Consider the following 26812-nt stretch of genomic DNA (forward strand, 5'->3'; position numbering starts at 1 on the left):
AACCGATAGACCCCATTTCCGCAAAGAATCAGCCAAACCCATTGAAAAAACATCCTAAATTTAAGACAATGAATACAAAGATGATGTAAGGAACAAATAATATGAACCCATTTACTGAAAATACGATCCAAATTATAAAACAAATACCACCAGGCAAGGTCATGACCTATGGGCAGATTGCAAAACTTGCAGGTAGCCCACGGGGGGCAAGACAGGTTGTGCGGGTTCTCCATTCAATGAGTAAAAAATACAATCTTCCTTGGTTTCGTGTGATTAACTCCAGAGGTGAAATTGCAATTCGTGATGAAGAAACCCATGCTGCACAAATCATCTTTCTTGAAGATGAAGGAATAGAGGTCATTAACGGTTGTATTAATCTTGAAAAATATCAGTATCATCCAGAGTAAACAGCCTAGGTACAAATCCTAGGCTTTCTACATTTCCTCTGGTGCTTTTACACCTAATAATCGGAGGCCTTCTTTTAGAACAATGGAAACGGAACGGACCAAAGCGATTCGGTCGTTCATTTCGTTATCTTCATGAAGGACCTTGACATGGCTATAGTATTTATTAAATTCTTGTGCGAGCTCAATGATATATTTTGCAATAACAGAAGGCTCATACAGCTGCATGCTCCTTTTGATAATGGTCGGAAATTCCATGAGGTGCTTGACAACCGACCAGCTATGGGAATCAGAGAGTCCCTTTGCCGGTGCATCCGAACCTGGTGATTTTCGCAGAATAGAGCAAGCTCTAGCATGTGTGTACTGAACATATGGACCAGTCGTACCTTCAAACTTCAGCATATCCTCTAATGAGAATTCAATATTGTTAAGTCGTTCATTTTTTAAATCATGAAAAATAATGGCACCTACACCGACCATTTTTGCAATTTCTTCTTTGTTATCTAAGCTGGGATTTTTAATTTCAATGTTTTGTTTTGCAAGCTCAATTGCTTCCTCGATCACCTCTTCTAACAGAACAATTTTGCCTTTCCGAGTCGACATTTTCTTGCCATCCTTTAAGATGAAGCCGAATGGAACGTGGACCATCTCTTTAGCCCACTCATTTCCCATCTTTTTTAGGACTAGGAAGATTTGTTTAAAATGCAAGCTTTGTTCATGGCCAACCACATAGATTGCCTTCTTGAAATCATAGTGTTCTTGACGATAAATGGCAGCTGTTACATCCCTTGTTGCGTAAAGAGTGGCTCCATCGGATTTCTTAATGAGACATGGAGGAATGTTTTCTTCGGATAAGTCAACGACCTTTGCACCCTCTGACTCGATTAAGAGATGCTTTTTGTTAAGCAAGTCAACAGTCGCGTCCATTTTATCGTTGTAAAAAGCTTCCCCATAATTGGAGTCGAAATTAACATCGAGTAAGGAATAGATCCGAGAAAATTCCTTTAACGATTCCTCTCTAAACCAGCGCCAAAGAGATAATGCTTCCTCATTTCCATCCTCTAGTTTCTTGAAATACAATCTCGCGTCATCTTCCAATTCAGGGTTCGTTTCAGCTTCTTCATGGAAGTGAACATAAAGCTTAAGCAATTCGGTAATAGGTTTTGCTTGAACCGCCTTCTCATCACCCCAACGCTTATATGCAACAATGAGTTTTCCAAATTGTGTGCCCCAGTCCCCAAGATGGTTAATTCGGACTGGCCGATAGCCGCATTTCTCCACAATATTGGCAAGGGAGTTACCAATTACAGTTGACCGCAAATGACCCATCGAAAAAGGCTTCGCAATATTTGGAGAGGAAAAATCAATAGTGATCGCTCCACCTTCCCCAAATTCTAGGCTTCCATAGTCTGCTCCGTCTGAAAGAATTGTTTGGAGGATGTGTTTGCTCACTTCTTGTTTGTTTAGAAAACAGTTCACATATGGACCTTCAGCAACAACTTTTTCAAAAAGTGGGCCTTCTATCGAAACAGCGATTTCCTGTGCTACAATTTGCGGTGCTTTTCTATAGTGCTTCGCAAGTGTAAAGCATGGGAAAGCGAGGTCACCTTGTTCTCGGAACTTTGGTTTTTCAATAAGCTTTACTACTTCCTCAAATGGTAAAATGTCATGAAGATGCTTCGATATTTCTTTGACATACACCTGTAACACGTCCATACTCTTACCTCCCTGATAAAATAAAAAAATCTCGCCTCTATAAAAGAGACGAGATTTTCCCGCGGTACCACTCCAATTGTTCATGATGAACCTGACTTAATAAGTAACGGGTTCCCCCGGCACACCCTACTAGAGGAAGTTCAAGTGTGCTTCTCAGAAGTGCGGTTCATCTTGATTTCACCGTTGGGCTTTCACCATCCCCAACTCGCTATTGGACTACATCAGGACTACTCTCTTCATCATTGAATTTGGATATATTTTATTCATGATACAAAATTGGGTAAAAGAAATCAATAGGTTTTTTCAATGCTTATCTTGTCAAAAATGAAGACATATAAAAGTCATTGTTCTAACTGGCCCCATTTTACACTAAAATACTACTAAGAGGGGTTGTACATAAAGGGGGACAGCTAGTGAAAAAAGTAATCGGTTGGTCACTTGGAATTTATCTTGTTTTTGGGTTATTTATAGCATGGTATTTATTTTTTGGAGCAAATACGGACATCCCTGCCCAGCTAAAAGGTAGCCCGGCAGATCCACAGACATTTATGAATGAACGTCAGCTGTTATTAAGTGAAGAATATTCGCAAATCAGAAACCTGTTGTTTTTCCTGTCTATACCATTCGAGTGGTTAATTTATATTTTCGTCCTGGTGATCGGAATTTCAGCAAAGTTTCGTGATTGGTCAAAAGTATCAACTAAATTTTCAATTTTACAAACGGCGATCTATCTGTTTTGGCTATCCTTGTTAGTTGAAATATTATCATTTCCGCTTTCATGGATAAGCTACAAACTCTCCAAGGCGTATAATATAACCGTTCAATCGACACAAAGCTGGATGAAGGATTTACTTATTGATTTTTGGGTAAATTATGCCTTGATGATCGTCATTGTGGGTGTCTTGTTTTGGTTAATTCGGAGAAATGAAAAAAGATGGTGGTTTCATGCATGGCTTCTGTCGATTCCATTTTCCATGTTTCTCATGTTCGTACAGCCAGTCATAATCGATCCACTTTATAACGACTTTTTCCCATTAACGAATAAAGAATTGGAGACGAAAATTCTTGAATTAGCCAATCGAGCTGATATCCCGGCAGACCATGTATTTGAAGTGAATATGTCTGAAAAGACAAATGCACTAAATGCATATGTAACTGGAATAGGCTCCAATTCTCGGATTGTGCTTTGGGATACAACGCTTCAACGTCTAAATGAAAATGAAATATTGTTCATTATGGCACATGAGATGGGACATTACGTGATGAAGCATATTTATATAGGAATAGCTGGGTATTTGCTCTTAACGTTAGTGGGACTCTTTATAATCAGCAAACTCATGACCTTTATGATTCGTAAATGGGGCCATCTATTTAAAATTTCAAGTGTTAAGGATATTGCAGTTTTACCGGTGTTTTTATTGTTAATCTCTGTTTTAAGTTTTGTATCCGATCCAGTATCAAATGCTGTTTCAAGACACCAGGAAAAGTCAGCTGATTTATATGCACTTGAAATGACCGAAGATAACAAGGCGGCGGTTTCGTCTTTTCAGGAATTATCAAGGGCTGGCTTAAGTCAAGTAAACCCACCATTCCTTGTTAAAATTTTCAGGTATGGTCATCCAACAATGCTTGAAAGAATTACGTATACGAACGAATTTGAAAAAAATGAAAAATAACCAAAATAAGAGCCTTGTTTGCAGAGGAAATTCTGTGAGCAAGGCTTTTTTATAATTATGTTGTTATAGTACAGAATTACCATTTTAAAAATTGTTATATAAAAATTTCAGAAAAATGTTCCATTTTTGGAAAGTCTGTTATATAATACTTTTAGTATTAAAAAACTGTATTATAACAATACAAAGGAAGGTGTGTTTGGGACAAAATGACGATACAAACCTCAGGAATTCATATTAGAGGGAATATGAATGGGCAGTATGATGAAATTTTGACACCACAGGCATTAAACTTCATTGAAAAACTAGAACGGAACTTCGGAGGAAGAAGAAAACAATTACTAGAAAAGAGGCAGCAACGACAACAGGAAATCAACAAGGGAATCATGCCTACTTTCTTATCCGAAACCGAACATATTCGGAACGGGAATTGGACAGTAGCCCCCATTCCAAAAGACCTGCAAGATCGTCGAGTTGAGATAACTGGTCCTGTCGACAGAAAAATGATCATTAATGCATTAAACTCGGGAGCAAAAGTATTTATGGCAGATTTTGAGGATGCCAATTCCCCAACTTGGAAAAACGTAATCGAAGGGCAGATTAATTTACGGGATGCTGTAAGGAAGACCATTACATTCGAGAATCCAAACGGGAAGAAGTATCAGCTAAATAATGAAATTGCAACTCTTGTTGTTCGTCCACGAGGCTGGCATTTAGAAGAGAAGCATATTGAACTTGACGGTAAGAGAATTTCAGCTAGTTTACTAGATTTTGGACTTTATTTTTATCATAATGCGATTCGTTTGATTGAGAATGGCAGTGGTCCCTATTTTTATCTGCCGAAGATGGAAAGCCATCTTGAAGCAAGACTGTGGAATGATGTTTTTATCTTTTCGCAAAAGGAACTGGGTATTCCTCAAGGAACGATTAAAGCTACTGTTCTTATTGAAACGATTCTCGCCACTTTTGAAGTGGATGAAATTTTATATGAACTAAAGGATCATTCTGCAGGGCTAAATTGTGGTCGTTGGGATTATATTTTTAGCTACTTAAAGAGATTTCGAAATGTGGAGGATGTGATTTTACCAGATCGGTCTGAAGTCACGATGAAAGCTCCATTTATGAGTGCGTACTCTCAGCATGTTATTAAAACTTGCCATAAGCGAGAGTGTCATGCAATCGGTGGAATGGCTGCTCAGATCCCAGTAAAAAACAATCCAAAAGCAAATGAAGAAGCTTTTAATAAAGTCCGTGCGGATAAGGAACGTGAAGCAAATAATGGCCACGACGGAACATGGGTTGCACACCCTGGGCTTGTACCAGTGGCTAGACAGGTCTTTAATACAGTTATGCTAGGACCTAACCAAATTGATAAAAAACGAGAGGATGTTCAAGTCACTGCAGAGGAACTTCTTGCAATTCCTACAGGTAGCATAACGGAGCAAGGTGTCCGTACGAATATTAATGTTGGTATTCAATATATTGAATCATGGCTTCGTGGACATGGTGCAGCACCCATCCATAATCTGATGGAAGATGCAGCGACAGCGGAAATCTCTAGAGCTCAACTCTGGCAATGGATACGTCATCCAAAAGGGATCTTAGAAGATGGAAGAAAGATCACATGGCAGCTTGTTCAACAGCTTCAAGAAGAAGAACTTGAAAAAATAAAACAAGAAATAGGTACACAAGCGTTTGAAGCAGGTCGTTTTGCGGAAGCTACACGTCTATTTGAGGACTTAGTAAAAAATGATGAATTTGTAGAGTTTTTAACGTTACCTGGATATGAAATGTTATAAAAAAAGGAGGAAAATACAATGACAAATGAAAGAGCACAAAAATTACAAGAAAATTGGGAAATGGATTCGAGATGGAATGGAATTGAAAGACCATATAGTGCCGAGGATGTAATTCGATTACGGGGTTCAATTGATATTGAGCATACATTGGCACGCCGAGGATCTGAAAAACTATGGAATCTACTTCATACAGAGGATTACATTCATGCATTAGGGGCATTAACAGGTAATCAAGCTGTTCAGCAAGTCAAAGCAGGTCTTAAGGCAATTTATTTAAGCGGCTGGCAAGTAGCTGCAGATGCTAACCTTTCAGGGCATATGTATCCAGACCAAAGCTTGTATCCGGCAAATAGTGTTCCAAGTGTTGTAAAGCGTATAAATCAAGCTCTCCAACGTGCTGATCAAATTCAGCATTTGGAAGAGGATGGAGATACGGATTGGTTTGCTCCAATTGTGGCTGATGCTGAGGCTGGATTTGGCGGGCAATTGAATGTATTTGAATTAATGAAGGGGATGATTGAAGCTGGGGCTGCTGGCGTCCATTTTGAAGACCAGCTTTCCTCTGAAAAAAAATGTGGGCATTTAGGTGGAAAGGTATTATTACCAACGCAAACAGCAGTACGAAATTTAATTTCTGCCCGTCTTGCAGCAGACGTAATGGGTGTTCCAACAATTTTAGTTGCAAGAACCGATGCTGATGCAGCAGACCTTATTACAAGTGACATCGATCCTGTTGATCAGGAATTTATTACTGGTGAACGAACACCTGAAGGATTCTTTCGGACGAAAGCGGGACTCGATCAAGCAATTGCCCGTGGATTAGCGTATGCTCCATATGCAGATTTAATTTGGTGTGAAACGTCTGAGCCAGATTTAGAACAGGCTAAGCGTTTTGCAGATGCTATACATGAGAAGTTTCCTGGTAAGCTATTAGCCTATAACTGCTCTCCATCATTTAATTGGAAGAAGAAGCTTGATGAAGAAACAATTGAAAACTTCCAAAAGGAAATCGGAAAGATGGGATACAAATTCCAATTTGTTACTTTAGCTGGATTCCATGCTTTAAACCACAGCATGTTTGAATTGGCTAGAGGCTATAAGGAAAGAGGAATGGGGGCATATTCAGAACTCCAAGAGGCTGAATTCGCAAGTGAAAAATATGGTTACACAGCAACTCGCCACCAACGTGAAGTAGGAACAGGCTACTTTGATGAAGTGGCTCAGGTCATAACAGGCGGAACCTCATCAACAACAGCTTTAAAAGGATCTACAGAAGAAGCACAATTTACAAGATAATAAACTCAGAGAAAAACTGGCTAACGTTGGTTAGTCAGTTTTTTTTAGCTGGACTTGATTTTTTTACATCGTTTTTCGAAACAGTTTGCGGTATTCTGCTGATGCTTCTAAAAACAAACTCACATTTTGTGTATCAATCGCTTCATTAACTTTCGTTTCTAAAAACTCTTTTTTTCGTTTGAATAGGCTCTCATCAATAATCATTTGAATATATATGTCTAATACCGATTCCCTTGGTGTTTTGAATTTTTTCGTATCCCGTGACTTCATGATTTCAGAGTACGTTTTTCTATTTTTCATGAAAGCTCACCCCTAAGTCCTTTTTATTAGTATATTTAGGTAGATATGTAAAATCAACTGAATTTTTTGACTTTTTAAAAATTAATTTGGAATACTCAAAATATAAGTATGATATCTTGAATTTTCATGCATGATAGTAATGGAGGTGGAAAAAAATGAAAAACCCAAATGAACGCTCAAATCACGATATTCCAAAGAATACGCCGTTAAACCCTGTTTTCGGGATGTCAAATGCACTTGATACAAATAACCCTTTCCTTTCGGAATCTACCTATGCAGGTAACTCGGTTGATGAGCATACGACATTAGAACAAGCAAATGCATATCTTGCTGATAAGGAACTTGGTCAAATCAATGAGAATTCATAGTAAGTATCCTTGTGGAATTCCTTTAAAAATTCTCTTTTAAAAGAGCATTTTAAAAAGAATTCCACTTTTTTGTGAACTTTTTGTGAACTGTATAGTTATAAAGGTCTATAAATGTTATATTGTAAATGCTTTCATTAGTTTAAAAATTATAATAATTTGAAGGGGTTGAATAAATGAAAGTGAAGAATATGAATTACTTAGTGGAATATGAGATTAATCCTGACACAATGGCAGTACTTCCAATTGAAATGGGAAGTAATACCTGTTCCAGGGTACTTGAGGTCGAAGGTGAATATGTAGTAGCCATGAAACCTACTGAAATCGTTGACCGAAGCTGTCGTTATTTTGGAAGTTCACTTAAAGGCCGACAAGAGGGGACGCGTGAGATCATGGGAGTGACCCATAAGGCTCCAATTATTGTCGAAGCCTCTAATAAGATTTTTCTCTTTCCGACATCTTCGCCAACCAAACAGGATTGTGCATGGCTTTCGCATAATTTTGTCTCAGATTGCGAGTATGGCCTACATGAAAAAACAACTGTTATTTTTACAAACAAGCAAGCGATTCAACTGCAAATTTCAAAAGGCTCCTTCCAAAATCAACTCCATAGAACTGCACAATTACGGACAATTGTTACAAACCGAATGGATAAACCTAATAAACGCATGAATTTTATGATCAATCCTCCAAACAACGAAAGCTTACCCAAATAAAACTGATCTGAAATATGAACATAATTCCCGACCTTATAATTGTCAAATATTACTCACTGTCATTTTTTTCGATGAAATAAGCTTCAAGTAACTGTTGAACTTCGTTTCGAATCCGTGGGTTAAAGTAGTTATGCTCCTCTTCATAGCCTCGATACATGAATGAAAATAAGGTAAATGCCTCATCTCTTTGTTTTTCCCATACCTTCATATTTTTCTTTTTCATTTGTTGTTTGATTGTATAGAGGTCTTTTTGAACTTTCTTCATTGTATGTTCGAGCAAATGGAGATACGGCTTTTTTAACTTAAAGCCGGCGGTTTCTATTGCTGAAAGATCACGGTTAAGGATGGTTAGAACCATTGGCAAAAAGATGGCTTTTTCAAAAAGATCACGGTCATCCTCAGGTATTCTTGTCATGATTATCCCTCTTTCGAGAACATATGTTTGTGTATATAATAATGTATTTTTCAAGAAGAATCAAGAAAAGTGAAGGAGAAATTATTTCTAGTGTCGAAATAATTTAAAATGTAGTGCATAATGGAAGAAGAAGTACTATACTACAATACTTTGAAAATTTTGTAATAAAGGACGGGAGAAGGATGACAGATAAAAAAAGCAGAGGAATCGTTGCTGAGGATTTATATGAATTAAAAACAGTCAATGATCCACAATTTTCTCCAGATGGACAACGTTTTGTGTTTGTGGAGACTGAAATTAATAAGGAAAAACATGAGTATAACTCACATTTATATGTTGGAACGGTTGACGGGAAGATTGCACAGTGGACTTTTGGGGATGTCAGAGATGGCTCACCACGTTGGTCACCTGATGGGGAAAGAATTGCATTTGTATCAAACCGTTCAGGCAAGCAGCAAATTTTTGTTATAAACGCAAACGGTGGGGAGCCGAAGCAACTTACATATTGTGTCAATGGTGCCAGAAATCCAATCTGGTCACCAGATGGTTCAAACATTTTATTTGCAACTTCGTTAGCTCCTGATGAAAGCATCTCAGATAAAGAAAAGAAGAAAAAGGATGACGAAGAGAAAAAGCTTGAGCCAATGGTTGTCGAGCGAATACGTTACAAATCGGATGCAACCGGATTTTTAGATAATAAAAATCAACACCTTGCATTAGTTGATATTGTTTCAGGTGAAATAGAGCAGTTAACATCAGGAGAGTTTGATTATACAGCTGGTGGTTGGTCACCAGATGGATCGAAGTTCACATTCGTTGGTGATATTAGTGAGGATTCAGATTATAATTTAATCTCTGATGTCTATGTGATGTCAGTAAACGATAAGAGCTATCAAAAGATTACAGACGGCACCGGTAACTTTGGCTTGCCATCTTGGTCACCAGATGGCAAGTATATTGCGATCATTGGACATGAACAAGAATTTGCAGGTGCAACATTGCCAAAAATCTGGCTGTACACAGTTGAAAGCTCAGAATTCACATGTTTAACAAGTGAACTGGATGCTTATGTAGGAGATTGCGTTGCTGCAGACTTTCAATTAGGTGGTTCAAACCCAGGAGTAATTTGGAATGAAGATAGCAGAAGCTTCTATTTCTTATTAACAAACCATGGCAATACGGGAGTATATTATGGTTCTGTTGAAGGGGAAGTGTATCCATCTTTATTTGAGAATCAACATGTATTTGCACTAACAGTAAATGATCATAAGGCAGTGGTGGGAATCAGTACACCAACTGAACCAGGCGACCTGTATCACTTGGATTTGAGTAACGGTGAATTGAATCGACTTACAAATGTGAATGAAGCCTTTTTACAAACGATTGAACTTTCAAGCGCAGAACCGTTTACCTTCAAAGCACCAGATGGGTGGGAAATTAACGGTTGGGTCATGAAGCCATTTGGGTATGAAGAGGGTAAGAAATATCCGACCATTGTTGAAGTGCACGGTGGTCCTCATGCAATGTATGCAAATACGTATTTTCATGAATTTCAAGTGTTAACAGGTAAGGGATTTGCTGTTGTCTTCACCAATCCTCGTGGTAGCCATGGCTATGGTCAGCAATTTGTTGATGCTGTTCGTGGCGACTATGGTGGCAAGGACTATTTAGATGTGATGGCAGCAACTGATTATGCAGTTGAGCATTTTGATTTTGTTGATGAAGCGAATCTTGGTATAACAGGTGGGAGTTATGGCGGTTTCATGACAAACTGGATTGTTGGTCATACAAATCGATTTAAAGCTGCGGTTACCCAACGTTCAATCTCAAATTGGCTTAGCTTTTATGGGGTAAGTGATATTGGATACTTCTTTACAGAATGGGAGCTTAAAGGCAATCTACTGGAAGATGCAGAAAAACTATGGAATCATTCCCCACTAAAATATGTAGGGAATGTGGATACACCTTTACTGCTTATCCATGGAGAGCGTGATTTCCGTTGTCCAATTGAACAAGCAGAGCAGTTTTACGTAGCATTGAAACATCAAAAGAAACCAGCAAAATTTGTTCGTTTCCCAGGTGCCAACCATGAATTATCAAGAAGCGGAAATCCAAAATTACGATTATCACGCCTTAACCATATTAAAGATTGGTTTGTAGAATATTTAAGATAAGACTGAAAAAGGCATTAGCAGACGCTAGTGTCTTTTTTACATCTGTTTAAAGTGAATTTTTTTGGTAGAGATGCCCAAATGGGTGTACAATATGAAGTAAGATAAATTTTCGCATCCGCTCTGGTGGATTGGATTTTCGCAAGGAGAGACCTATGGATATTGAAACAATCAAAGAACTAATTACATTGAAAAATATTGAAGAATTATTAAAGGAATACCGGTCATTTGGTCCATTGCCTGGAATTATTCTTCCGATGCTAGAAGCGTTTCTCCCGTTTCTGCCTCTGGTAGCATTTGTTGTTGCCAATGCAAATGCATTTGGACTTTGGCTTGGATTTTTATATTCATGGATAGGAGCCATCGGTGGTTCCTTACTTGTCTTCTTCCTAGTTCGGAAGTATGGTCAAAAACGGTTCTTTTCATTTGTCAGTCGACATAAAAAAGTACAGCGGCTTGTCCATTGGGTTGAAAGGCATGGTTTTGGGCCTTTATTTCTCCTATTATGTTTTCCTTTCACCCCGTCTGCAGCGATTAATTTAGTTGCTGGGTTATCAAGGGTAAGTACTCCTCAATTTGTTTTAGCTGTTTTAAGTGGAAAATTAGTAATGATATTCACCATTAGTTTCATAGGCTATGATATACGAGCTCTTTTTCAACAGCCAGTCCGAACCATTATTGTGGGCGTTATTATTTTTGTGCTTTGGATTGTCGGGAAAAGAGTGGAGGCATGGTTAAAGGTAAAGCCAAAACTCCTTAAGGAGGATGAAGCCTAACAGATCATACGAAGGGTGGAGATTGAATGGAGGAAACCCCAGCAAAGAATAAACAAAATTTTTCTTTGATTAAAGCTTTAGGAATCAGTCTTATCATCGTTGTATTTTTACGAACCTTTTTTTTTACGAACTACATTGTTGATGGCGAATCTATGATGCCAACACTTGAGGATGGTAACCTTTTAATGGTCAATAAGATTGGAATGAAAATAGGGGAGCTTGACCGCTTTGACATCGTTGTATTTCATAAAAATAAAGAAGAGGATTTTGTAAAACGCATCATCGGTTTGCCTGGAGACACGCTTGAATACCGAGATGATGTGCTTTATGTAAATGGCAAAAGTGTTCCCGAACCATTCCTGGACAAATTTAAAAAAGAACTGTTTGTCGGTCAATTAACAGGTGACTTCACCCTTGAAGAAGTAACAGGGGAATCAACGGTTCCAGCAAATCATATCTTTGTAATTGGTGATAATCGCATAGACAGTTGGGATAGTCGCCACTTCGGATTTGTCAGCATGGAAAAGGTTGTCGGTAAGGTAAACATCAAATACTGGCCCTTCGATAAAATGGAATTATTGAATTAAAGAAGAAAACGTATTCCCATAATGAACATTGACAAAGAACTCAAACGAAATTCGAGTTCTTTTTTGGCTTGAATATGATAAAATAGTACCAAAATTATGAATTGATTTTAGAGAAGTTCGCTACGACGGATTTAATTCGAAGGGAGGTTATGAAATGGGGACAAAGATACAAGTTCTGCAAACAAAAATAACTCCACCCAATTTAAAGGACATCATTTTACGAAGACCGTCTTTAATGAAAAAAATGAAAACGATTCCACGATATCCGCTAACCATCCTGCATTCTGGAGCAGGGTACGGAAAAACAACTGCACTTGCATCTTATATTCATGACCTGAAAAATCCATCATGCTGGTATAGTGTGGGTGCGAATGATGACGACATTATTCCCTTTCTAACCTATATGGTCTATGCGATTCGAAAAAATCACAAAGGCTTCGGAACAGAGCTTCTTCTGTATGTTGAAAATATTGAACGGTATGTACGGGATGAAGAAATCATAACGCTTTGCTCACTGTTTATCAATGAGATTACTGTGCTTAATAAGAATGTCATGCTTGTTATGGATGACTATCATTTGATTCAGCATTCTTCTTCAATTGACCATTGGATGACATGGTTGATCCAACATCTTCCGAGTAATTTAAATCTGGTCATCTCAAGTCGAATCAAACCAAACTGGGATTTTCTAACTTCGATGACGGTAAAGGGGGAACTCCTTGAGCTAAAACAGCACGACCTCATGTTTTCGTTTGATGAAGTTGAAGTTCTCTTAAGTGATTTATATGAGGGAGATATGGCTGCTGAAGATATTAAGAAAATCTTTTCATTAACGGAAGGATGGATCATCGCGATTGGAATGATCCGAGCCCAGCTTTCTTCTGATGGAGGATTGGAGGCCATTCTCAATAATAAATCGAAATCACTTGATGAACTATTTCGCTTTCTGGCAATGGAAGTGTTTATGAAGCAGCCGCCAATGGTTCAGCAATTTCTTGAGAATACCTGTATTTTCGATGAATTAAACGGAAATATATGTGATGACGTATTAGGCATCAGAAGCTCAGGAGAAATGTTAAAGGAGCTTTCTGACCATAATCTCTTTTTACTTTCAATTGGAGAAGGTCAGTATCGCTATCATGCTCTGTTTAAAGAGTTTCTGGAGCAGCGTCTTTTCTCGACAAATGAACGGCATTTTTATAATCTACATCTTCAAACCGCTCGATATTATCAAAGAATAGGAGACTTTAACCAAGCAATCTATCATCTTGAGGCAACCCAGGATTTTGAAAGAATAGCAGAGATCCTCCATCATTATGGAGAAAAAATGATTCAAAATGGGCAACTGGAAGGTCTGCTTGATCGAATTAAAAAGATCCCAGAATCACTTATGAACCACTATTATCTTTTGTGGCTTTATAAAGGAGAAGCGTTAAGATATCGTTGTTCTTATAAGGATGCTGAGGATTGTTACATAAAAACCATACACTTTGCTCATTCTGCTAGAGATTTAGACGGGTTAAGTAAGGCCTATGAAGGACAAGCGAAAATTTATCTGGATACCATCCAGCCTGGTAAAGCAGAGCGCTATTTATTACAGGCAATTGAAGCGCTTGAAGAAAATGAGGCTTCCTCAAGTGAAGATAAGAGTAGGTTATATCAATTAATGGCTGAAAATCTAGCGAATGCAGGTCATGCCAATAAAGCGAAAAAGTGGTTTGAAAAAGGACGAGGGTTAAATATTCCCCTTTTAGACGGAAACTTAGAATCAAGATTATATTTGCGTACTGGAAAGCTAGTTGAAGCGAAAAAGATTCTTTCTCAAAAAAAAGTGGTTGAAAAGGATCAAAAAACGGTTCATTTACAGCAATCTCACCGTGAAACAGATTTACTATTGTCCTTAATTGAATCCTTTATGGGGAATGGGCAAGCAGCAAAAGAACTAGCAGAATCAGGAATTAAACAAGGAGTTCAATTTCAGGCGCCATTTGTGGAAGCATGTGGCTGGATGCGAATGGGACATGCGGTGCAGTTACTTGATAAGTATGACGCATCACTTGCAACACAATGCTATGAAACGGCACTAGAGATTATGGATGAACTGAATATTGCAAGGGGAAAAGCAGAGCCATTAATGGGTTTATGTATTCTATATGGAAATAAAGGGATATATGATCGGGCCATTGAATTTGGCAATAAAGCCTTGGAAGAAACAGAAAAGGTAAAAGATGCTTGGCTTTCTGCACTGATTTTACTTTGTATGGGTATTTCTTCCGTTCACAATGAGAAATGGGAGGATGGGAACACATACCTAAAAAGATGTGAAGCTTTGTTTGGAAATTGTGGTGATCAATACGGGATGGTCTTAACACAGCTTTGGTTAGCATTTCTTTATTTTCACCAGAAAGAAAAAGAGGCATTTAACGAAGTAATTACTAGTTTTCTAAAAAAAATGCAGGTTGGGGGCTATGATTTTATCCTGACGAAACGTACAACTTTCGGTCCATTAGATTTACATAATGTTGTTCCCTTGTTGCTTGATGCACAGAAGGAAGGAATTCATCTAGCATATGTAAATCAGCTTTTAAATAATCTGGGCTATTCTAATATCACGTCCCATCCTGGCTACACATTAAGGATACAAACATTAGGTAGATTCAGAGTATGGCTCGGGAGCCAAGAAGTAGAGGAATCGGATTGGCAGCGTGGAAAGGCAAAGGAATTGCTTGAACTATTTGTGACAATGCGGAATACAATGATTGCTAGAGAAGAAATATTTGCTACCCTATGGCCAGACAATGACGAGCCGGCAGCAGCAAGAGACTTTAAGGTAGCATTAAATGCACTAAATAATGCGCTAGAACCAAATCGTGTGGCCAGATCAACACCATTTTTTATAGGGCGGGTTGGTTCCTCCTATGGACTTAATCAACAAGCTGGCTACCAGCTTGATATTATTGAGTTTGAGGAATGGATTCATGCAGGTTTGCATGAGAAGGATACCGAGCAGAGTATTAAATGTTTAAGACGGGCCTTGGGGTATTATGAGGGGGATTACTTACCTAATCGTAGATATGAAGATTGGTGTTTAAGTGAAAGAGAACGACTTCAAGTATTGTTTTTACGAGGTGCTGAACGAATTGCCCAAAGCTTTGTGAAAACGGAAGAGTTTGATGAAGCCATTTATTGGTGTGAACAAATTTTAGCAAAGGACCGAACATGGGAGGAAGCATATCGCTTATTGATGTTCTGCTACTATCATAAAAACAACCGGCCTCAAGCAATCAAATGGTATAAAAAATGTGTATTAGCATTGGAGGAAGAACTGGGTGTTGACCCTATGCAACAGACTAAACAAATGTACGATATGATTCTTCAGCATCAAAAATAGCATAAAGACTTGGGTGATAGACCATTCACCATTTTGGAATGGTCTATTTTTTTATTTTTAAAAATGTATTGAAAAATCTGTTAATATAGATATAATGAAAGTTGAGAGGTGATTCAGGTGTCAGAAACAATAAACGCAGAAGATAAAGGATTGACCCCTAAAGGTTTAGAGACAAGAGAGAAACTTTTACGAGCAGCGGAGGAGGTATTTGGACAAAAGGGATACTATGAAACTTCAATTGTAAATATTTCACAGGAGGCAAAGGTAGCACAGGGGACCTTCTATAATTATTTTCCATCAAAAAAAGATATTTTTGATGAATTAATTCGAGAATATAGCCGGGAGCTTCGTTTAGCAATTAAAGAAGAAATGGGTAAAGCAAAATCCTTTGAAGAAGCACAAAGGAGAGGATTCAAGGCCTTCTTTAATTGGGTAAAAAACCGCAGAAATTTATATAGTATCGTTCAACAAGCCGTAGTTGTGGATAAGGAACTTTATCGATGGTATTACGATAAGCTTGCAAATGGATTTTTAAAAAGTTTGTCTGCAGGTATTGGTGTAGGAGAATTTAAAGAGATTGACCAAGAAACAGTTGCCTATTGCTTAATGTCAATTGGTCAGTTTCTTGGTATGAGGTGGGTGTATTGGGAACAGCAAGATGTTCCTGAACAGGCTTTTGAGGCAGCAATGACACTTATTTTTGATGGGCTAAAAAAATCATAGAAGGGGAGGACATTATCATGCAAGGCATTGCTTATTGGATTGAAAAAAGAGCTGAATTACATCCGAAGCGTATTGCCATTATCACAGAAGATGAACAAATCAGCTATGAAATGCTGAGTCAACATGTAAACAATTTAGCATCTTACTTAAAACTCGAGTTAGGTTTAAAAAGAGGAGACCGTATCGCAATACTTTCTCAAAATCGATATGAATACATTGTATTACTTTTTGCAATCGCAAAGCTTGAATGCATTGCTGTCCCGCTGAATACTCGTTTAACAGTAAATGAACTTGTCTACCAACTACATGATAGTGGGACCGAGCTATTATTTGCAGAAGATATGTTTAAACAAACATCCATTTCATTGAATCAGGCAACTAGCCTGAAAGGGGTAATTTCGATTGACACAATAAGGCATGTAAAGGGTGGAAATGAGAAAGTTTCAGTCGAGATAAATGAAAGCGTTCCCTATTTGATTTGTTATACTTCAGGAACAACTGGAAAACCAAAGGGAGCGGTTTTGACTCAGAATAATATGTTTTGGAATGCAATTAATAATTCGCTCGCAATTGATATCACATCTATTGACCGGTCCCTTTTATTACTGCCGCTCTTTCATATTGGCGGAATCGGCTTATTTGCATTTCCGACGTTGTATGCTGGCGGGACCATCATTCTTCCTGAGGGTAAATTTGATTCCGAGAGGGCCTTATTGATGATTGAACAGCACCAAGCAACTATCGTAATGGGTGTCCCTACAATCCATCAGGCGCTATTACATAGTCCGTCATTTGATAAAACGAATTTGACATCTGTTCGTTGGTTTTATAATGGTGGTGCACCATGTCCACTTGAGATTATCAAGGCGTTTTTTGATAGGGGATTTTTATTTGGTCAGGGTTTTGGGATGACCGAAACATCACCTACCCTCTTTATGCTTTTGAAGGAGGATGCCGAACGGAAAATGGGATCAATCGGAAAGCCAGCTTTATTTTGTGAGTATAAATTAATAGATTCGGAAGGGACACTCGTCAAAGAAGGCGAAGTTGGAGAACTCATTGTTCGTGGACCAAATGTGATGAAGGGATACTGGAATAGACCGGAAGCAACGGAGGAAGCCCTTCGTGATGGCTGGCTATATACTGGGGATTTAGCAAGGGTTGATCAAGAGGGTTTTTTGTATATTGTCGGTAGGAAAAAAGAAATGATTATTTCTGGTGGAGAAAATATTTATCCATTAGAAGTTGAACAAATAATCGGTCGTCTAGCGGATGTTGAGGAAGTAGCTGTAGTTGGAGTTGTCGATCAGAAGTGGGGAGAAGTTCCGGTTGCTTTTGTTGTAAAGAGGAAGGAGAGTTTACTAACAGAAGAAGAAATAATCAAATATTGTAATCAGTTTTTAGCAAGATACAAGATTCCGAAAAAGATAGAATTTATTGATCAACTACCTAGGAATGCGACTGGAAAAATCCAAAAGAACCTTCTAGTAAATACATAAAAAGGAGGAGAAGAAAATGCAGGGCTATTATGTAGGTCAAACTGCATCATGCAGTAAAACGATAACAGAAACTGATATTAATTTATTTGCAGGCTTAAGTGGGGATTTTAATCCAATTCATATCGAAGATGAATATGCCAAGAAAACCAGGTATAAAAAAAGAATTGCACATGGTTTATTGACATCTAGTTTATTATCTCAACTGTTAGGAGTACATTTACCCGGAAAAGGTTCGGTCTACATGGAACAAACAATCCGATTTACGGCACCTGTTTTTATTGGCGACACAATCACAGCTATGGCGACTATTCAAGAATGCAACAGAGAAAAAAATAGAGTCAAATTGCTAACCGAATGTCACAATCAAAAAGGCGAACTTGTACTAACTGGGACAGCAGTTATGATGGTTCCATCAGAAGGAGTATTTATATGATAAATATTGGAATTGAAGCAACAAGTGTATTTTTTCCAAAAGGAATTGAAACAGCGGCGGAATTGTCTAAAAAAACTGGAATTCCTGAACAGGTTATCATTGAGAAATTTGGCTTGTATCAAAAACATGTGGCGGATGATTCAATGCAAGCAACAGATCTTGGAATTAAAGCAGCCAGACAAATCTTATCAAAAATTGATCCGTTATCAATTGACGTCGTGATCTATTTTGGTAGTCCGCATAAGGATTATTTGGTTTGGTCATGTGCACCTAAACTTCAATATGAGCTAGGGACAAAAAATGCCTATGCATTTGAATTAATGAATGTAAGTTCCTGTTTTCCAATTGCTTTAAAAGTAGCAAAGGATATGCTTCGATCTGACGAAGCAATCGAAAATATTTTACTTGTTGGAGGCTGTAAAGAATCTCAAATTATAGATTATGATAATCCACGCTCCAGGTTTATGTTTAATTTTGGAGATGGTGGGACAGCAGCATTAATAACGAGAAATTCTACTACAAGTGAAATTCTTGAGAGCTCAATCATTACAGATGGATCATTCTATGAAGATGTCCGTGTACCGGCCGGAGGATCCAAATTGTTTCCAAGCTTGGAAACAGTAAAAAATAGACAGCATTATATCGACGTTCTTGATCCATCTAGCATGAAAGAACGGCTCGACCCTGTATCGATTCCAAATTTCGAAAGAGTTATTCGACAAGCAGTACAAAATAGCGGATATTCACCTCAAGACATAAAAGTTCTTCTCCCACTTCATACGAAACGCTCCATGTTTAGAGAACTACTTCATACATTAGAAATCCCAGAAGAAAACGCAGTCTATTTAGATCATCATGGCCATATGTCTGCACTTGACCCTTGCATTGGTCTCCATTTTGCACAGGAGCAAGGAAAATTAAAAAATGGAGATCTTGCTGTAGCAGTTAGTGCTGGAACAGGCTATACATGGGCGGCTACTGCTATTCAATGGAAGGCTAGCTAAATGATACAAATCATCTACTGTAACTAAAATGTAACTATCACCATGTACGATTATCGCAGGAGGTTTTCCAGTTTTTATGATGATAAAGGGGGAAGGAAAATTGAAGAAGTTCTCATTTCGTAAAATGCTTTTCTTAAGTATGCTTGCCATGCTGATGGTAGTTGCAGCAGCTTGTAGTTCTGGATCTTCATCTACTGAAGAAGAGAAACCGAATTCAGGAGATTCAAACAAACCAGCAGAAGAAACAAAAGCAAAGGACCCAATTAAAATTGGTGTGCTGGCCTCATTAAGTGGTGGACTTGAATCATACGGCAAACAAACAACCCAAGGATTTGAACTAGGCCTTGAATACGCAACAGAAGGAACAATGGAAGTAAATGGACAAGAAATTCAATTTATTGTAGAAGATACTGAAACGAAACCTGAAGTTGCGATTCAGAAAGCAACGAAATTGATTGAAGAAGACGGAGTAGACTTCCTAGTAGGATCATCAAGTTCAGCAGATACATTGGCAGTTCTTCCGTTAGCAGAAGAATATGAAAAAATAATGATTGTTGAACCGGCAGCAGCTGACAGTATTACAGGTGCGGACTGGAACGAATACATCTTTAGAACAGCTCGTAACTCATCACAGGATGCGGTTGCAGGAGCAGCGGCTATTGCAAAAGAAGGAGTAAAAATTGCAACACTTGCACCTGATTATGCTTTCGGCCGTGATGGGATAGCAGCATTTAAGGAAGCTGCTGAAAAGTTGGGTGCTGACATCATCCATGAGGAATATGCAGACCCTGCAGCAACTGACTTTACATCAAATGTTCAAAAAATTATTGAAGCAAAGCCTGATTATTTATATGTTGTTTGGGCGGGTGCAAACACACCTTGGAACCAAATCGCAGATATGAAGGTCCAAGAAAATGGCATTAAAATCTCGACAGGTGCTCCAGATATTCCTGCACTTGCGACTATGGATGCCTTAATTGGTATGGAAGGATTCACCGTTTACTATCACCAGCTTCCTAAAAATGACATTAATGATTGGTTAGTTGAAAAACATAAAGAAAAGTTCAATGGAGAGGTTCCTGACCTATTTACTCCAGGTGGTATGACTGCTGCATTGGCAATTGTGGAAGCTATTAAAAAGACTGATGGTGATACAGATGCAGATAAGCTAATCGAAGCAATGGAAGGCATGAGCTTTGACACACCTAAAGGAAAAATGACGTTCCGTGAAGAGGACCACCAAGCCCTTCAAACGTTATATGCGATTCGCCTAGAAAAGGTAGATGGTGTGGATTATCCAGTACCAGTCTTAATGAGAGAGTTAAGCCCTGAGGAGACAGCTCCACCAGTTCGCAACTAATGATAACTTTATTCAGCAAGAAGTTTCCTTCCTCTAAATAAGGGGATGAATGCATAAATGAGTAAGCAATACATTCAGGGTTCTAACTCCGACTGAATAAAGTTAAAGCCTCCGGCGGAGACATTCGATTTTCAAAGGTAACTTTTCGAGCATAAGAACAAAGACTAAAAACGCCACTTCCTGTGGCAACGTCTTTGTGACCCACCTCGTGTGGGCCTAAAAATCTGGGCGCAAATACGCCAAGGCGCATTTGATTTATAGGCTTCGGTAGGATTCTACCGAAGCCTACTTTTAGAAAAAGAGGTGAGATGACGTGAATAATATTATTGAAACGAAAGATCTGACAATTGCATTTGGAGGGCATGTTGCTGTTGATAAGGTTAATTTTACAGTTCCTCCTAACCACTTCAAATCAATCATCGGCCCAAATGGAGCAGGTAAAACAACCTTTTTCAATTTGCTAAGTGGCCAGCTTTCTCCCACAAATGGCCAAGTGTTTTTAAAAGGTGAAGATATTACAAAGCTATCTCCAACCGCGCGTACACGGAAAGGAATCGGTCGTTCTTTTCAAATTACAAATGTTTTTCCAAATCTGACCGTACTGGAAAATGTTCGATTAGCTGTTCAATCCGTGGCAGGGGTAAGGTACCAAATGTTTAAGCACTTCCGTAAATATCGACAATTCGAAGAAAAAGCCTTACACATTCTATCGCTTGTTCTTCTTGATAATAAAGCAGATGCCATTGCAAAAAACTTGGCACATGGTGAAAAACGAAAGTTGGAAATTGCCATGCTTTTAGCACTGGAGACTGAGGTTCTGTTATTGGATGAACCAACTGCTGGGATGTCACTGGAGGAAGTACCTGCAATCCTTGAGGTCATAAAAAAGATTAAAGCGGAAGGGAATCGTACCATCATTTTAATTGAACACAAAATGGATATGATCCTCGACCTTTCTGATAGTGTAATGGTTTTATTTAATGGTAGATTGCTAGCAGATGGAACACCTGAAGAAATTATGAATAATGAAACAGTCCAATCCGCGTATTTAGGAGGTTTGTACGATGACACTGCATCTTAAAGTAGAAGGAATCCAAACGTATATTGACCAATTCCATATTTTACAGGGCGTTTCATTTGAAGCCAAGAAAGGTGAGGTCACTGTTCTTTTAGGAAGAAATGGTGCAGGGAAAACAACGACTCTTAGGTCAATTATGGGGCTCAATCCGCCGGCTCAAGGAACAATTGAGTTTAATGGGCAAAACATTGCTGGGCTAGCAACCTATCAAATTGCAGCGAAAGGGATTGGCTACGTACCTGAGGACCAGGGGATATTTGGAAAATTAACAGTAGAGGAAAATATGAAGGTTGCAATAAAGAAGGAAAACGATGAAACAAAGGGACGCCTCGAATATATTTTGAACTTATTTCCAGATTTAATGAAGTTTTGGAAAAGAAAAGGGGGTAACCTCAGCGGTGGGCAAAAGCAAATGCTTTCTATTGCTAGGGCTTATGTCAATAATAATGATTTACTTTTGATTGACGAGCCAAGTAAGGGTCTAGCCCCAATAGTGGTGGAAAAAGTGATGGAGTCGATACAAGAGATGAAGTCTAAGACGTCGATAGTACTTGTTGAACAAAATTTTATAATGGCAAGTACAATTGGAGACCGTTTTTTCATCATTGACGATGGAAGAACTGTTCATCGTGGCGACATGAAGGAGTTAAAGGAAAACGAACAACTCCGCAAACAATATTTAGGAATTGCCTAACGAGATATTCATACGAGAGGAGGAGAGTTTATGGATGCAATTATTAATTTAACGATTAATGGACTTGCGACAGGCATGTTGATCTTTCTGCTTGCAGCAGGGTTAACCTTAATTTTTGGACTTATGGATGTCTTAAACTTTGCTCATGGTGGTTTATTTGCATGGGGAGCCTATGCTGGTGTTTGGTCTTATGGACAAACTGGCAGTTTCATAGTTGGGATCATTACTGCTCTAATTACCGGTTTAATTCTAGGCTTGCTGATGGAAAAGTTTATCGTCACCCCGGTTTACGGAAATCATATTCAACAAATTTTGATAACGCTCGGGGTAATGATTGTTCTTTCCGAAATGTTAAAGGTTGTTTGGGGACCAAACCAATTGAGTGCGAAAACACCTCATTATTTAAGTGGAAGCTGGGAGATGGGTGGAGTTATTTTAATCAAATATCGTTTATTTATCATTCTAGTCGGGTTCTTCGTTTTCTTCGTTATTTACTATATCTTAAAAAATACAAAGATTGGGCTAATCGTTCGTGCAGGTGTTATTAACAAGGAAATGGTCCAATCACTGGGTATTAATATTAAAAAGATTTTTATGCTCGTGTTTATGGTCGGTGCAGCGATGGCAGCACTTAGTGGCGTATTACTAGGTCCGTATTCCGGGCAAATTTACGCAGAGATGGGGATGGAGTTTGCGATTCTCGCGTTTATTGTTGTTGTTATTGGTGGAATGGGAAGTATTACAGGGTCACTGTTTGCAGCGATTTTAGTAGGGCTATCAGGTGCCTACATGGCTTACTATGTCCCAGAATTATCACTAGCAGTGAATATGCTGCTAATGGCCATTGTGTTAATTTTTAGACCACAAGGATTATTCGGTGCAAAGGGGTGAGGAAATGAGGCTTCTTACTAATTCTTCAAAAGTGAACATCATATACATTGCGGCGGCGGTATTCCTTCTGTGTTATCCATTTATAAATGATACAAGAAGTATATTAATTTTATTTACACAAATTTTTATCTTTGCTGTCTTTGCGATGAGTTATGATATTTTACTAGGGTTTACAGGGATTGTTTCATTCGGACATGCGATGTTTTTCGGAATTGGTGCCTATTCGACAGGAGTGCTATTAGACCGATTTGAGCCAACAATTCCAATTTTTCTGCTATCCATAGTAGTAGGTATGGTTCTCGCGGCTATATTAAGTTATATTGTAGGTTTGCTCTCACTACGATTAAAAAGCCACTTCTATGCCATGCTAACGTTGGCATTTTCAGGCTTGTTTTTGGTGGCAGCCGAAAAATGGAGGTCATTAACAAGAGGAAATGACGGATTTACCTTCCGCATTCCAGATGTATTAAAAGATCGTTTGACCCTTTATTTTGTCACATTGATTCTAATGATTCTCGTATTTTTATTGTTAAAGAGATTTACAGAATCACCTCTCGGCAGGGTTCTCCAAGCAATCCGCGAAAATGAGCCCCGAACAGAATCACTCGGCTATAATGTGATTCATTATAAAATCATTGCGAGTATTGTAGCAGGTGTAATTGCTAGTGTTTCAGGCTCTATGTATGTTGTCACATTACGGTTTGTAAATACATCAGTATTTGCCCTTGATGTAACCCTTGATGCGCTTTTAATGACGATAATTGGTGGTGTGGGAACACTGGTCGGGGCGATCATTGGAGCGGGTCTTATCGAATTTGCCCATCACTGGCTAACAGGATTAACAAAGGTTCACTGGATATTTGAAAGATGGATGATCTTCTTTGGCACTTTATATATACTAGCCGTTATGTTCTTCCCAATGGGAATCGTTGGTACTGTCAAATCGTGGTTCTATAAAAGAAAAGGGGCCAATAAAACGAAAGACTATGAAAAAGAAAAAATAGCTGGCTAAGGAGAGAGGGCTATGAATGATAATCAACCCATTACTTCATTTGTTGTCCGTTGTGCCCTGGTTGATGTGGATAACACGACAATGAAAAAACAATGGCGTATAAAAGTAAGCCATGTTCAAGGAGAAGATGAAGTGGTTGTGACAGATTTAGATGACGCCGTTCAGTTTATGAAACGTGTAATAGAGGAGTGACCTACTTTGCAATCAGTTGGAATTTTGAGTACGGGGATCTATATTCCGAAGGAGTTTTTAACTTCGGAAGACATTTCGATAAAGAGTGGGATTCCAAAGGAGATTGTTGAAACAAAGCTGGGAATTATGAAAAAGCCGATTCCTGGCTCAGACGACCATACATGTGAAATGGGAATCAAAGCAGCTAGAGAAGCCATCAAAAAGGCAAAAATTGATCCTCTGGAAATTAATTTAATTATCTATATAGGGGAAGAACATAAGGAATATCCTTTATGGACTGCAGCGATTAAAATGCAACAGGAACTCGGTGCCTCAAACGCTTGGGGATTTGATGTGGCAATGCGCTGTGGAACAACGATAATGGCTATAAAGCTTGCAAAGGATTTGATGAGGTCAGATGACTCGATAAAAACGGTATTATTAGCAGGCGGCTATCGAAATGTAGATTTTATAGATTACGAGAATCCTAGAACTCGCTTTATGTATAACTTGGGAGCTGGTGGGGGTGCCATCCTTTTACAAAAAGGTATTACAAAAAACCATGTTCTCGAAAGTCATATTATTACAGATGGTGCATTTTCTGAGGATGTTGTTGTCGTAGCGGGTGGAACAAAGAACCCGATAACAAAGGAAGCCCTCGATCAAAAATTAAATATGCTAGATGTCCTTGACCCAGATGGGATGAAACAGCGACTAGAAGAAAAGTCGATGCAAAACTTTCTTCAGGTGATTCGAACAGCAGTAAAAAACAGCGGTTATAACGAAGCCGATATTGATTACTTAGGCATTCTCCATATGAAAAAATCAGCCCATGATTATGTGTTAAACGAACTAGGTCTAAGCCAGGACCAATCTATTTATCTTAATGAATATGGACATATTGGCCAAATTGATCAAATACTTTCTATGGAATTAGCGGAAAAAAACGGTAAAATAAAAGAAGGGGACCTTGTTGTTCTAGTAAGTGCTGGTATTGGATATGCGTGGGGGGCCACTACGATAAAATGGGGGGATTGTGAATGTCAGCCATTGAACTGAAAACTGTTAATCTCGCAAATGGAGAAACATTAGGCTACAGGGAACGTGAAGGGGGAGAAAAAACGGTTCTACTCATTCACGGGAACATGTCATCATCGAAACATTGGGATGTTGTCATTGAAAATATTGATAGCGATTACAAGGTGTACGCTGTCGATATGAGAGGCTTTGGAATATCGACTTATCACAAACCAGTTCAATCTATTAAGGATTTTTCCGATGATATTAAACTTTTCGTTGATGAATTAGGCTTATCAGATTTTATCATTGCTGGTTGGTCAACGGGTGGAGCTGTAGGAATGCAGTTTGTAGCTGACCATCCGGGACTTTGTTCGAAGTTAGTATTATTGGCATCAGCATCAACAAGGGGTTTTCCAATCTATGGCTTAGGTGCTGACGGGCAGCTGGATTTTTCAAATCGTTTGAGAACGATGGAAGATATTCATAGAGATTCAGCACGAACCATCCCGATTCAATCCGCCTATGACAATCGGGATAAAGAAACATTAAAAGCAATCTGGAATGCAGCCATTTACACTAAAAATCAGCCAGATGAGGATCATTACGATGAATATCTTGACGATATGATGACTCAACGAAACCTTGCGGATGTTTATTATTCATTAAATACGTTTAACATCAGCCATCATCACAATGGATTAACAGAGGGAACTGGCCAGGCTGATGATATCAAAATCCCAGTCTTAGTATTGCGTGGGGATCGCGATTATGTAGTCCTTGAAAATATGGCAAAGGAAATTATGGAGGATTTAGGGGATAACGCCACTTTCATTGAACTTGAGGATTGTGGACATTCTCCGTTAATTGATAACTTAGAACTGTTGTTAAAACATATGCATGAATTTATAAGAAATGCGTAAGCACCTTGAAATTGAACATCGACTAACAACTGCCACGTCCTGGGGCAAACGTCGATGTCACCACCTCCTGTGCAAGTCCGACAAGCGCTGGAACCCTGACGAGGAGGCTTTTGCCGCCGCAGGAGGGGTGAAGCGACCTCGAGGGGCTAGGTGCTGAAGCTAGACAAATTGGTAAAAAGGAGCCGGCAAAATGAGATTAAAGCATAAGGTCGCAATCATTACAGGGGCAGCAAATGGGCTAGGGCTAGAAGCTGCCATTACATTTGTACGTGAAGGTGCAAAGGTTGCATTAACAGACTATGACACAACAGGAGCCCAGAGAGCAAAAGAATTGAAAGAGCAAGGTGCAGATGTTGAGTTCTTTCAAGTCGATGTAGCGAACAGAGAGAGTGTTGATC

Annotated in this window: 26 protein-coding genes and 1 other annotated feature; of the genes, 23 read left to right on the plus strand and 3 right to left on the minus strand. The window is 38.7% G+C overall.

Annotation, left to right across the window (positions count from 1 at the left end; all coding sequences use genetic code 11):
• The first annotated feature begins 101 nt into the window (after positions 1-101).
• Positions 102-407, plus strand: a complete 306-nt coding sequence (locus tag V7138_RS14330) for an MGMT family protein (protein WP_335398460.1) — start codon at positions 102-104, stop codon at positions 405-407.
• Positions 408-434: 27 nt separating this feature from the next.
• Here V7138_RS14330 and argS read toward each other — a convergent pair whose 3' ends face one another.
• Positions 435-2120, minus strand: coding sequence for an arginine--tRNA ligase (gene argS, locus V7138_RS14335; RefSeq protein ID WP_335398462.1), 1686 nt, complete (start codon positions 2118-2120; stop codon positions 435-437).
• A gap of 41 nt (positions 2121-2161) precedes the next feature.
• Positions 2162-2372, minus strand: a binding site (T-box leader).
• A gap of 161 nt (positions 2373-2533) precedes the next feature.
• Between argS and V7138_RS14340 the strand changes: the two genes are divergently transcribed.
• The 3 genes from V7138_RS14340 to aceA all read left to right on the plus strand — a co-directional run bounded on the left by V7138_RS14340 (position 2534) and on the right by aceA (position 6888).
• Positions 2534-3796, plus strand: a complete 1263-nt coding sequence (locus tag V7138_RS14340; protein WP_335398464.1) for a M48 family metallopeptidase — start codon at positions 2534-2536, stop codon at positions 3794-3796.
• 206 nt (positions 3797-4002) lie between these two features.
• Entirely contained in the window at positions 4003-5592 is a 1590-nt protein-coding gene (aceB, locus tag V7138_RS14345; protein ID WP_335398466.1) for a malate synthase A, read from the plus strand.
• A gap of 18 nt (positions 5593-5610) precedes the next feature.
• On the plus strand, positions 5611-6888 hold the full coding sequence (aceA, locus tag V7138_RS14350) for an isocitrate lyase (protein WP_335398468.1): 1278 nt from the start codon (positions 5611-5613) through the stop codon (positions 6886-6888).
• Positions 6889-6951: 63 nt separating this feature from the next.
• Here aceA and V7138_RS14355 read toward each other — a convergent pair whose 3' ends face one another.
• Entirely contained in the window at positions 6952-7188 is a 237-nt protein-coding gene (locus V7138_RS14355; protein ID WP_335398470.1) for an IDEAL domain-containing protein, read from the minus strand.
• Between the two features lie 155 nt (positions 7189-7343).
• On the opposite strand from V7138_RS14355, the gene V7138_RS14360 reads away from it, so the two are divergent.
• Entirely contained in the window at positions 7344-7556 is a 213-nt protein-coding gene (locus tag V7138_RS14360) for a hypothetical protein (protein ID WP_335398525.1), read from the plus strand.
• Between the two features lie 173 nt (positions 7557-7729).
• Entirely contained in the window at positions 7730-8269 is a 540-nt protein-coding gene (locus V7138_RS14365) for a competence protein ComK (RefSeq protein WP_335398472.1), read from the plus strand.
• A gap of 49 nt (positions 8270-8318) precedes the next feature.
• Here the strand turns inward: V7138_RS14365 and V7138_RS14370 are convergent, their stop codons facing one another.
• Positions 8319-8684 carry a hypothetical protein gene (locus V7138_RS14370; RefSeq protein ID WP_335398474.1) on the minus strand — a complete coding sequence of 122 codons (366 nt, stop codon included), beginning with the start codon at positions 8682-8684 and terminating at the stop codon, positions 8319-8321.
• Positions 8685-8866: 182 nt separating this feature from the next.
• Between V7138_RS14370 and V7138_RS14375 the strand changes: the two genes are divergently transcribed.
• From V7138_RS14375 to V7138_RS14455, 17 genes are all read left to right on the plus strand, one after another.
• Positions 8867-10858 carry a S9 family peptidase gene (locus V7138_RS14375; protein ID WP_335398476.1) on the plus strand — a complete coding sequence of 664 codons (1992 nt, stop codon included), beginning with the start codon at positions 8867-8869 and terminating at the stop codon, positions 10856-10858.
• Positions 10859-11010: 152 nt separating this feature from the next.
• Complete coding sequence (locus V7138_RS14380) at positions 11011-11631, plus strand: TVP38/TMEM64 family protein (RefSeq protein ID WP_335398478.1); 621 nt, start codon at positions 11011-11013, stop codon at positions 11629-11631.
• Positions 11632-11657: 26 nt separating this feature from the next.
• Positions 11658-12218, plus strand: coding sequence for a signal peptidase I (gene lepB, locus V7138_RS14385; RefSeq protein WP_335398480.1), 561 nt, complete (start codon positions 11658-11660; stop codon positions 12216-12218).
• 154 nt (positions 12219-12372) lie between these two features.
• Positions 12373-15609 (plus strand): BTAD domain-containing putative transcriptional regulator, encoded by a 3237-nt coding sequence (locus V7138_RS14390; protein ID WP_335398482.1) that lies wholly within the window; start codon positions 12373-12375, stop codon positions 15607-15609.
• A gap of 117 nt (positions 15610-15726) precedes the next feature.
• Positions 15727-16332 (plus strand): TetR/AcrR family transcriptional regulator, encoded by a 606-nt coding sequence (locus tag V7138_RS14395; protein WP_335398484.1) that lies wholly within the window; start codon positions 15727-15729, stop codon positions 16330-16332.
• Positions 16333-16349: 17 nt separating this feature from the next.
• Positions 16350-17831 carry an o-succinylbenzoate--CoA ligase gene (locus V7138_RS14400; protein ID WP_335398486.1) on the plus strand — a complete coding sequence of 494 codons (1482 nt, stop codon included), beginning with the start codon at positions 16350-16352 and terminating at the stop codon, positions 17829-17831.
• Between the two features lie 16 nt (positions 17832-17847).
• Entirely contained in the window at positions 17848-18264 is a 417-nt protein-coding gene (locus V7138_RS14405) for a MaoC family dehydratase (protein WP_335398488.1), read from the plus strand.
• A complete protein-coding gene (locus V7138_RS14410; protein ID WP_335398521.1) occupies positions 18264-19268 on the plus strand; it encodes a 3-oxoacyl-ACP synthase in 1005 nt (334 codons plus the stop codon). The genes V7138_RS14405 and V7138_RS14410 overlap by 1 nt, the downstream gene beginning before the upstream one ends.
• 124 nt (positions 19269-19392) lie before the next feature.
• Positions 19393-20628: a substrate-binding domain-containing protein gene (locus V7138_RS14415; protein ID WP_335398523.1), complete on the plus strand. Its 1236-nt coding sequence runs from the start codon at positions 19393-19395 to the stop codon at positions 20626-20628.
• Positions 20629-20941: 313 nt separating this feature from the next.
• A complete protein-coding gene (locus V7138_RS14420) occupies positions 20942-21709 on the plus strand; it encodes an ABC transporter ATP-binding protein (RefSeq protein WP_335398490.1) in 768 nt (255 codons plus the stop codon).
• Positions 21693-22400 (plus strand): ABC transporter ATP-binding protein, encoded by a 708-nt coding sequence (locus V7138_RS14425; RefSeq protein ID WP_335398492.1) that lies wholly within the window; start codon positions 21693-21695, stop codon positions 22398-22400. The genes V7138_RS14420 and V7138_RS14425 overlap by 17 nt, the downstream gene beginning before the upstream one ends.
• Positions 22401-22430: 30 nt before the next feature.
• Entirely contained in the window at positions 22431-23291 is an 861-nt protein-coding gene (locus V7138_RS14430) for a branched-chain amino acid ABC transporter permease (RefSeq protein WP_335398494.1), read from the plus strand.
• A 4-nt stretch (positions 23292-23295) separates the two neighbouring features.
• A complete protein-coding gene (locus V7138_RS14435) occupies positions 23296-24303 on the plus strand; it encodes a branched-chain amino acid ABC transporter permease (protein WP_335398496.1) in 1008 nt (335 codons plus the stop codon).
• Positions 24304-24315: 12 nt separating this feature from the next.
• Positions 24316-24495 carry a hypothetical protein gene (locus V7138_RS14440; RefSeq protein ID WP_335398498.1) on the plus strand — a complete coding sequence of 60 codons (180 nt, stop codon included), beginning with the start codon at positions 24316-24318 and terminating at the stop codon, positions 24493-24495.
• 6 nt (positions 24496-24501) lie between these two features.
• Positions 24502-25533: a 3-oxoacyl-ACP synthase gene (locus V7138_RS14445; RefSeq protein WP_335398500.1), complete on the plus strand. Its 1032-nt coding sequence runs from the start codon at positions 24502-24504 to the stop codon at positions 25531-25533.
• Positions 25515-26414 carry an intracellular short-chain-length polyhydroxyalkanoate depolymerase gene (gene phaZ, locus V7138_RS14450; RefSeq protein WP_335398502.1) on the plus strand — a complete coding sequence of 300 codons (900 nt, stop codon included), beginning with the start codon at positions 25515-25517 and terminating at the stop codon, positions 26412-26414. The genes V7138_RS14445 and phaZ overlap by 19 nt, the downstream gene beginning before the upstream one ends.
• A gap of 190 nt (positions 26415-26604) precedes the next feature.
• On the plus strand, positions 26605-26812 hold a 208-nt coding region (locus tag V7138_RS14455), incomplete at its 3' end, for an SDR family NAD(P)-dependent oxidoreductase (RefSeq protein WP_335398504.1).

Source organism: Bacillus sp. JJ1533 (assembly GCF_036965045.1).
GTDB lineage: Bacteria > Bacillota > Bacilli > Bacillales > Bacillaceae_L > Ferdinandcohnia.

Excerpts from the sequence above, each read along its gene's own strand:
- lepB (WP_335398480.1), top strand. The coding sequence starts at position 11,658 with ATGGAGGAAACCCCAGCAAAGAATAAACAAAATTTTTCTTTGATTAAA.
- V7138_RS14365 (WP_335398472.1), top strand. The coding sequence starts at position 7,730 with ATGAAAGTGAAGAATATGAATTACTTAGTGGAATATGAGATTAATCCT.
- V7138_RS14380 (WP_335398478.1), top strand. The coding sequence starts at position 11,011 with ATGGATATTGAAACAATCAAAGAACTAATTACATTGAAAAATATTGAA.
- V7138_RS14435 (WP_335398496.1), top strand. The coding sequence starts at position 23,296 with ATGAGGCTTCTTACTAATTCTTCAAAAGTGAACATCATATACATTGCG.
- V7138_RS14425 (WP_335398492.1), top strand. The coding sequence starts at position 21,693 with ATGACACTGCATCTTAAAGTAGAAGGAATCCAAACGTATATTGACCAA.
- V7138_RS14440 (WP_335398498.1), top strand. The coding sequence starts at position 24,316 with ATGAATGATAATCAACCCATTACTTCATTTGTTGTCCGTTGTGCCCTG.
- V7138_RS14355 (WP_335398470.1), bottom strand. The coding sequence starts at position 7,188 with ATGAAAAATAGAAAAACGTACTCTGAAATCATGAAGTCACGGGATACG.
- V7138_RS14415 (WP_335398523.1), top strand. The coding sequence starts at position 19,393 with ATGCTTTTCTTAAGTATGCTTGCCATGCTGATGGTAGTTGCAGCAGCT.
- V7138_RS14360 (WP_335398525.1), top strand. The coding sequence starts at position 7,344 with ATGAAAAACCCAAATGAACGCTCAAATCACGATATTCCAAAGAATACG.
- V7138_RS14390 (WP_335398482.1), top strand. The coding sequence starts at position 12,373 with ATGGGGACAAAGATACAAGTTCTGCAAACAAAAATAACTCCACCCAAT.
- V7138_RS14405 (WP_335398488.1), top strand. The coding sequence starts at position 17,848 with ATGCAGGGCTATTATGTAGGTCAAACTGCATCATGCAGTAAAACGATA.
- aceB (WP_335398466.1), top strand. The coding sequence starts at position 4,003 with ATGACGATACAAACCTCAGGAATTCATATTAGAGGGAATATGAATGGG.
- aceA (WP_335398468.1), top strand. The coding sequence starts at position 5,611 with ATGACAAATGAAAGAGCACAAAAATTACAAGAAAATTGGGAAATGGAT.
- V7138_RS14330 (WP_335398460.1), top strand. The coding sequence starts at position 102 with ATGAACCCATTTACTGAAAATACGATCCAAATTATAAAACAAATACCA.
- argS (WP_335398462.1), bottom strand. The coding sequence starts at position 2,120 with ATGGACGTGTTACAGGTGTATGTCAAAGAAATATCGAAGCATCTTCAT.
- V7138_RS14430 (WP_335398494.1), top strand. The coding sequence starts at position 22,431 with ATGGATGCAATTATTAATTTAACGATTAATGGACTTGCGACAGGCATG.
- phaZ (WP_335398502.1), top strand. The coding sequence starts at position 25,515 with ATGTCAGCCATTGAACTGAAAACTGTTAATCTCGCAAATGGAGAAACA.
- V7138_RS14370 (WP_335398474.1), bottom strand. The coding sequence starts at position 8,684 with ATGACAAGAATACCTGAGGATGACCGTGATCTTTTTGAAAAAGCCATC.
- V7138_RS14375 (WP_335398476.1), top strand. The coding sequence starts at position 8,867 with ATGACAGATAAAAAAAGCAGAGGAATCGTTGCTGAGGATTTATATGAA.
- V7138_RS14400 (WP_335398486.1), top strand. The coding sequence starts at position 16,350 with ATGCAAGGCATTGCTTATTGGATTGAAAAAAGAGCTGAATTACATCCG.